Source organism: Streptomyces sp. adm13(2018), from assembly GCF_008042145.1.
In the GTDB taxonomy this organism is placed as follows: domain Bacteria; phylum Actinomycetota; class Actinomycetes; order Streptomycetales; family Streptomycetaceae; genus Streptomyces.
Genome location: NZ_RDBH01000024.1, coordinates 12795 through 20153, shown reverse-complemented (window position 1 = coordinate 20153; position 7359 = coordinate 12795). Strand labels below are relative to the sequence as shown.

General features: G+C 72.9%; 8 protein-coding genes. 3 read left to right on the top strand and 5 right to left on the bottom strand.

Going from position 1 to position 7359, the window contains the following annotated elements:
- A partial coding sequence (locus tag EAO70_RS02315) for a glycerophosphodiester phosphodiesterase family protein (RefSeq protein WP_261992600.1) occupies positions 1-189 on the bottom strand: 189 nt, incomplete at its 3' end.
- Here EAO70_RS02315 and EAO70_RS02310 point away from each other — a divergent pair.
- Positions 188-991: a glycerophosphodiester phosphodiesterase gene (locus EAO70_RS02310; RefSeq protein WP_148001359.1), complete on the top strand. Its 804-nt coding sequence runs from the start codon at positions 188-190 to the stop codon at positions 989-991. The two genes, EAO70_RS02315 and EAO70_RS02310, sit on opposite strands and share 2 nt — an antisense overlap.
- Positions 992-994: 3 nt before the next feature.
- Here the strand turns inward: EAO70_RS02310 and EAO70_RS38730 are convergent, their stop codons facing one another.
- Complete coding sequence (locus EAO70_RS38730) at positions 995-1129, bottom strand: hypothetical protein (RefSeq protein ID WP_261992599.1); 135 nt, start codon at positions 1127-1129, stop codon at positions 995-997.
- Positions 1126-1692, bottom strand: a complete 567-nt coding sequence (locus EAO70_RS02305; protein WP_148001358.1) for an HD domain-containing protein — start codon at positions 1690-1692, stop codon at positions 1126-1128. Before EAO70_RS02305 ends, EAO70_RS38730 begins: the two co-directional genes overlap by 4 nt.
- 134 nt (positions 1693-1826) lie before the next feature.
- On the opposite strand from EAO70_RS02305, the gene EAO70_RS02300 reads away from it, so the two are divergent.
- On the top strand, positions 1827-2759 hold the full coding sequence (locus EAO70_RS02300; protein WP_148001357.1) for a TIGR03564 family F420-dependent LLM class oxidoreductase: 933 nt from the start codon (positions 1827-1829) through the stop codon (positions 2757-2759).
- Between the two features lie 9 nt (positions 2760-2768).
- Here the strand turns inward: EAO70_RS02300 and EAO70_RS02295 are convergent, their stop codons facing one another.
- Both EAO70_RS02295 and EAO70_RS02290 read right to left on the bottom strand, forming a co-directional pair.
- Positions 2769-5045, bottom strand: a complete 2277-nt coding sequence (locus EAO70_RS02295; protein ID WP_187283687.1) for an MMPL family transporter — start codon at positions 5043-5045, stop codon at positions 2769-2771.
- 137 nt (positions 5046-5182) lie between these two features.
- A complete protein-coding gene (locus EAO70_RS02290; RefSeq protein ID WP_148001355.1) occupies positions 5183-5887 on the bottom strand; it encodes a DUF2470 domain-containing protein in 705 nt (234 codons plus the stop codon).
- Positions 5888-6081: 194 nt separating this feature from the next.
- Here EAO70_RS02290 and EAO70_RS02285 point away from each other — a divergent pair.
- The coding region (locus EAO70_RS02285; protein WP_148001362.1) for a hypothetical protein at positions 6082-7359 on the top strand (1278 nt) is incomplete at its 3' end.

Sequence of the window (7359 nt, the reverse complement as noted above, 5' to 3'; positions counted from 1 at the left end):
CGGACCGGTGCCGTCCGTCGTCCGGTCCACGGTCGCGTCGTGGAGCACGTACGGCACGCCGTCCACACTGGGCTGGACGTCGTTCTCGATCCACACGGCCCCGCCGCGCCGGGCCACCTCGCCGGCGACCAGGGTGTTCTCCGGGGCGGCCGTCCTCGTCGCCACCGCTCCGCCCTCGCTGGCGGCCATGCGCCCGGCCGTCCGCCCCGGGGCGGACGGCGCGGCGGCGACGAGTCCCTGGCTGCGTCCGGCGGGGGCCCCGGTGACCGTGATCGCCCACCGGGGCGCCTCCTCGGCCGCCCCGGAGAACACCCTGGTCGCCGGCGAGGTGGCCCGGCGCGGCGGGGCCGTGTGGATCGAGAACGACGTCCAGCCCAGTGTGGACGGCGTGCCGTACGTGCTCCACGACGCGACCGTGGACCGGACGACGGACGGCACCGGTCCGATCCGCTCGCTGACCTCGGCCGAGCTGGACTCCCTGGACGCCGGCTCCTGGTTCGCCCCGTCCTTCGCGGGCACGCACGTGCCCACGCTGGAGGCCCAGCTGGCGGACCTGCGGCAGCGCGGCGGGAAGCTGCTCCTCGAGGTGAAGGGCAGCCACACCTACGAGCAGGTGCGCCGGATCGTCGACCTGGTGCGCGCGCAGGGGATGAGCGACCGGGTCTTCGTCCAGAGCTTCGAGGTCGCGCATCTGCGGTACGTCCACCAGTTGGCCCCCGAACTCCCCCTGGGGCTGCTGCGGGACACCCTGGACGCGGACCCCGTCGCGCTCGCCGCGGACCTGCACCTCGCGGCGTACAACCCCTCGGACCGGGCCCTGTCCGCCCGCCCGGAGGTGGTCGACGCCCTGCACGCGGCGGGGATCGCCGTGAACGTCTGGACGGTGGACACCCCGACCCGGTGGAAGGCCCTGGACGCGCTCGGGGTGGACGGGATCATCACCAACCGCCCGACGGAACTGGGCGGTTGGTCGTCGGGCCGGGTGTCCTGAGGGCTACGGCACGATCTGGACACCGTCCACGAAGGCCCGGACCACGACCGCGCGGGCGGAGGCGACGGGTCCAGGCCCGATGAGGCCGTCCACGCCGTCCACGCAGTCCTCACCCTTGGCCGAGGTCGCGGCCGTCACGTCCTCGGTGACCTGTCCGGCTCCAGGAGCGGGTTCCGGTGACGCGCGTCACCGGGGGCGGGGAGTTCGGCGAGCTCGGCGAGGAGGTCCGGGTTGACGATGCGCAGGACGGTGGCGATCCGCTGGGGGTCGGCCGCCGCCCACAGCACCTCGCGGGCCGCTCGGTACTTGGCGGCGAGCCGTTCGCGCTGCGCGGTCGGGAGGGACGCGGACCGGTCGGCGCGGCTGTTGTGGGCGTTGTCGGCGATCTTCACCAGGGTGGCCTCGGGGTCCCGGGTGATCCGGCGGATCTTCTCCTCGTAGTCCGTTCCGGGGGTGTTGGTCACGGCTTCGACGAGGTCGACGACGCGGTCGGGGATCCCGGCGGCGCGGAGCCGGGCGGCCGTCCAGTCGGTGTCCTCGACGACGTCGTGGAGCAGTCCCGCCATGGCGAGGTGCGGGCCGAGGGGTGCCAGGCCGGCGGCGACCGCGCGGACGTGTTCGACGTAGGGGACGCCGGTCTTGTCGGTCTGTCCGGCGTGCGCGCGGTCGGCGAGCGCGTCCACTTCTGCGAGGGTCATCATGGCCCCATCATCCCGGGGCGGCCGGAGCCGCCCCGCTCCTGCCCCGCCGACCGCGGCGGGCGGACCCGCGCGCGCAACACACTCTTCACACACGGGCGGGAATCGCGTTCGGGGAGGGGCGGGTTGGCGCTGGTATGACTCTCGGGGTAACGCTCGGCTCGACCACGGTCCGCCGCACCATCGACACGACGGTGCGCCTCGCACGGGAGGCGCGCGACGCGGGCCTGCACTCGGCGTGGTTCGGCCAGTCCTTCGCGTACGACTCTCCCTCGCTGGCCGCGATCGTCGGACGGGAGGTGCCGGGGCTGCATGTCGGGAGCGCCGCCCTCCCGGTCTTCGGCCGTCATCCGCTTCTCGTCTCCAGTCAGGCACAGACCGCCCAGGCGGCCACCGGCGGCCGCTACCACCTCGGGCTCGCGCTGGGCACCCGGCATCTGACGGAGGCCGGTTTCGGCATCCCGTACCGGCGGCCCGTCGGGCTGCTCAGGGAGTTCCTGACGGCGCTCCGCCCGCTGCTCGAAACGGGTACCGCGGACTTCCACGGCGAGCTGCTGACGGCGACGACGCCCTACTCGGCGGAGGTGCCGGGCGCGCGGCCGACGGTGCCGGTGCTGGTCGCCGCGATGGGGCCGCAGACTCTGCGCGTCAGCGGTGAACTGGCGGACGGGATCCTGCCGTTCCTGGCCGGGCCGCGCGCGCTGGCCGAGCACATCGTCCCCGCCGTGACCGCCGCGGCGGAGGCGGCCGGCCGGCCCGCGCCCCGGATCGTGGCCCTGGTCCCGGGGGTGGTGACCGCGCGGTCCGGGGTGGCGGGCGTGCGGGAGCGGGCGGCCGGGGAGCTCGCGCTGTACGAGCGGATCCCCTCGTACCGGCGGGCGATCGAGGCGTCCGGCGCCACGGGGGCGGCCGAGATCGCCGTCATCGGCGACGAGGAGGCGGTCGCCGCGGAGGTGCGGCGCTATCGCGAGGCGGGGGCGACGGAGGTGGTGTTCACGGCGACCGAACTGGACGGCGAGGAGGGCCGGGTGCGGACCTGGCGACTGCTGGGCGAGCTGTCGCGCGGCTGAGGCCGGGGTTCAGGCCTTCTTCGCCCCGGTCGGGGCCGGTTCGGGTTCGCCCTCGCCCTCGGTGTCCAGGTGGGGCAGGATCCGGTCCAGCCATCGCGGAGTCCACCAGGCGTGTTTGCCGAGGAGGGTCATCACGGCGGGCACCAGCAGCAGGCGTACCACCGTGGCGTCGATGAGGACGCTGGCGGCGAGTCCCAGCCCGAGCATCTTGACGACGATGTTGTCGGAGACGATGAAGGCCGCGAAGACGCTCACCATGATGAGGGCGGCGCAGGTGATCACGCGGGCGGTGATCTCCAGGGCGTGGGCCACGCTGGCTTTGGAGTCGCCGGTGCGCAGCCACGCCTCGCGGACGCGGGAGAGCAGGAAGATCTCGTAGTCCATGCTGAGGCCGAAGACGATGGCGAACATCATCATCGGTACGTAGCTCTCGATGGGCACCTTGCCGGAGACCCCGAGCGCGGGTCCGCCCCAGCCCCACTGGAAGACGGCGACGACCACGCCGTACGAGGCGGCGATGGAGAGGACGTTGAGCACGGCGGCCTTCACCGCGACGAGGAGGCCGCGGAAGACGGTGAGGATGACGAGGAAGGCGAGGCCCACCACCACGGCGATGATCAGCGGGAGACGGCTGGAGACGAGGTCGAGGAAGTCGACCTGGGCGGCCGTGGTGCCGGTGACGTACCCGTGGGCGTCGGTGCCGGCGACCGCCTGCGGCAGCACGTCGTCGACGAGGTGGTTGGTCAGCTGGGTGGTCCTCTCGTCCTGCGGGGACGCCACCGAGTAGGCGGTGCCGACCAGGACGTCCCCGTCGGGGGTGGGCTGGAGCGGGGTGATGTAGGCGGCGTCCGGTACTCCGGTCAGGGACTTCTGGAGGGTGTCGGCGAGGTCCGCGCGGTCGGCGGAGGGCACGGCCGACTGGTCGACGACGAGCGTCAGGGGGCCGTTCGCGCCGGGGCCGAAGGCGGTGGAGACGAGGTCGTAGGCGCGCCGGTCCGTGAAGGACTCGGGGTCGGCGCCGTCGCCGATGTGGCCGAGCTGGATGAAGAGCAGCGGGAAGGCGAGGACGAGCAGTGCCAGGACGCCGCCGGTGAGGAACCACCAGGGGCGCTTCTCCACGCGCTGGGCGTACCGGTGCCAGGTTCCGTGGGCGGGTGCGCCGGGTTCGGCGTCGGTCTCGGCGACCGGCTTGCGCACGTGGTAGCGGTCGATGCGGGTGCCGACCAGTCCGAGCATGGCGGGGACGAGGGTGAGGGCGGCGAGGACGGCGGTGACGACCGTGAAGGCGGCGGCGAGGCCGAGTTTGCCGATGAAGCTGACGCCGGAGACCCACAGTCCGGAGAGGGCGATGACGACCGTGCAGCCGGAGACCAGGACGGCGCGTCCGCTGGTGGTGGTCGCGAGCCCCGCCGAGTCGGCGGGATCGTGGCCGTTCATGAGGTTCTGGCGGTGCCGGGTGATGAGGAACAGCGCGTAGTCGATGCCGACGCCCAGGCCGATCATGGTGGCGAGGGTGGGCGAGACCGTGCCGAAGGTGAACGCCGCGGCCATCAGGCCGAGGAGGGCGAGGCCGCAGATGGCCCCGAGGAGGGCCGTCACCAGGGGCAAGACGGCCCCGATGACGCTGCCGAAGCCGATGAGGAGGACCACGATCGCGACGGCGAAGCCGATGGCCTCGCTGGTCCGGTCGTCGGCCTCGGGCCGGGCGAGTTCGCCGAGCGTACCGCCGTACTCGACCTCGACGCCGGCGTCCCGGAGCGGCTGGACGGCGGAGTCGACCCCGGGCAGGTAGTCGGTGCCGAGGGTGGAGGGCGGCTCGCTGAAGCGGACGGTGATGTAGGCGGTCTTGCCGTCGGTGGACAGCGGACCGGTGTTGGGGACTCCGGCCGGGAGGGCGGGCGGCGTGGTGCCGGGCGGCGGCAGCGGGTTCTGTACGCCGATGACGTCGGGCAGCTTCTGGAGCGCGGCGACCGTCGAGTTGACGGCGGGGGCCTCGTCGGTGAGGGGCCCGGCGGATCTGTTCAGCACGATCTGGGCCGCGTAGCCCGCTGCGGCGGGGTCGTGCGCCTGGAGGGCGTCGAGGCCCTCCGTCGACTGCACTCCGGGGAGGTCGAAGTCGTCGGAGTACTGCCCTCCGACGACCCTGTCGAGTATCTGGAGCCCCACCATCGCCGCCAGCCACAGGGCGATGACGACGATGAAGTGGCGGGCGCACCAGCGCCCCAGTCGGTACAGCGCACCCTTGGGGGGTGTCGGCCGGGTGGCGGCCGGGCTTCCTGCGTTCATGGGCAAGGCCGTGTCCGATAGGGAAGTCCCCGAGCGGTCCCCCGCACCGACCGGGCGCGGGTGTACCCGTCCATTGTTGGCCCGCCTCGCCGGTCCGGCATCTCGACCGGCTGGGGAGGACGTTCGGGCAGGTCAGGTCAGGTCAGGAGGCTGTTCGGGTGGGAGGAGCGGCGGGCCGCGGCGAGCAGGGCGTGGATGCGGGGTCCGGCCTGGTCGATGTCGGTGAGGGGAGTGGGGAAGGGCAGCCGGACGTCCTGGTGGCCGGTGGGGTGTTCGAGGCGCAGGGTGATGCCGTACCGGTCGAGGGCGACGGGCAGGGCGCGGACCATGTCCCGGGCGGGGCGGGGCCGGACGAGGCGCAGCAGCAGGGGGACGAGTTCGGCGTGGCCGTCGACGAGGTGGGTCAGCATGGAGGCCTCGCAGGAGGCCATGGGGTCGACGTCCGTGGCGTGGAGTTCCTCCAGGGTGATGTAGCTGCGGCCGTCGGCGTCCTCCAGGAGGGCCTGGCCGAACTCCATGCAGATGCTGGTGGCCGCCTCCGCCTCGTAGGGGGCGGAGAGGAGTCCGGTGAGAGTGACGCGGGCCCGGAGCCGGTCGCGGACCGGGGTGGGGGCGATGTCGGTGAACTCCAGGCGGACGGGGATCCGGCCGGTTCCCCCGGTGTGGCTCTCCTCGGAGGGGTCGTGGAGGTGGATGTGCCCCATGGGCCCGGTGCCGTCCAGGAGGTGCACTTCCTGGTGGTGTCCGTCGGACACGACCGTCATGGAGTGGGCGGCGGCCAGGATCGATCGCACGCGCTCGGCGGGGGTGGGCCGTGTGACGCGGGTGGTGAAGGGACGCATCCGAGTTCTCCCGGGAGAGGTGACGGGGACAGGCCGCCGAGCCTGCGCCCAGAAGCCCTACTTAGGTAAGCCTAAGCTAACCCATCCTCCCTTCGCTACGGAACGTCCGAATCCGGCCCCGCGTCGGGCCTCTGACAGCTCATGTGATGATCACCCTTCCGATTCCGGCCACGCACGCCCCAGGGGGAAAGAGCATGGGAACCACGGACGCCAACGGCGTCGACCTGTCCGGCGCCACCGGCAGGCTCATCCAGACGGTCGACCTGGAGAAGGGCCCCGCCCCGCAGGCCATCGCCACCGACACCGTCCACGGACACGTCTTCGTCCTCCAGGTCGAGAGCTCGGCGACCGCCCCGCAGGGCAACCTCTGGCTCAACCGCATCAACCGCCGCACCGGCGCGATCACCGGCTCGATGCAGCTGAAGGGCTTCGGCCACGGCCTCTCCATGGGCGCCGAGCCCGTGGGCGCCGACACCTACCTCTGGACGGAGGTCGGCCCGCTCCAGCTCTCCGCCGACAACAGCGCCTTCGGCAAGGCCGTCACCCGGTTCCGCTTCGTCGACGGCACGGTCCTCGACGGCGCGGCGATACCGCAGAGCCGGAAGTTCACCCCGCCCGGCAGCACGTCGAGCACCGGCCCCTCGCTGGACCCGGTGAACGGCCGGCTGTGCGTGATGTACCACAAGGACGGGAAGCGGCACTTCACCCGCTACGACTCCGCCGCCGCCGCGGCCGGCGAGTGGACCCCGGTGGGCACCACCTTCGTCATGCCGGCCGGCGAGGACGTCACCCCCGACGTGCACACGCCCCACCCGCTCCAGAAGACCCTCGTCTCCCAGGGCTTCACCGCGCTCGGCGACGTCCTCTACTCCTACCAGTGGGCTCCGTACGACGCGGCCGACAAGTTCCCCGGCGTCGCCTTCCTCACCTCGTACGACTGGAACACCGGGCAGCGCATCGACCGCCAGGTGGTCACCAACGCCGACGGCCTCACCCGCCGCGAGCCCGAGGGCGTCACCACCGAGGTCGACCCCGCGACCGGCGAGGCCCGGCTGCTCTTCGGCTTCAGCAACACCGTCCCCGACACCACCGGTTCCCGCGACGTCACCATCGGCTTCTACCCCACCAGGCCCGCCGTGGACGGCGTCAAGGTCCTCGCCGACTGGGAGGACCTCACGCTCGAACCCGGCGTCTCCCCCGGCGCCGACCGCCCGCGCGGCCGGCTGATCGCCCTCGCCGGCACCACCTACCTCCAGCTCCGCGGCACCGTCACCTGCTCCCCCGGCCTCACCGCCGACAGCCGGATCGGAACCCTGCCGCACCGGCTGCGCGCCACCCGCCTGACCCGCCAGAACGTGCCCCGCAACAACAACACCGGCCGCTGCGTGTGCCGGCTGGAGACGGACGTCACCGGCGCCCTCCGCGCCTACGGCGCCACCAGCGACAACGCCATCACCTGGATCGACTTCGGC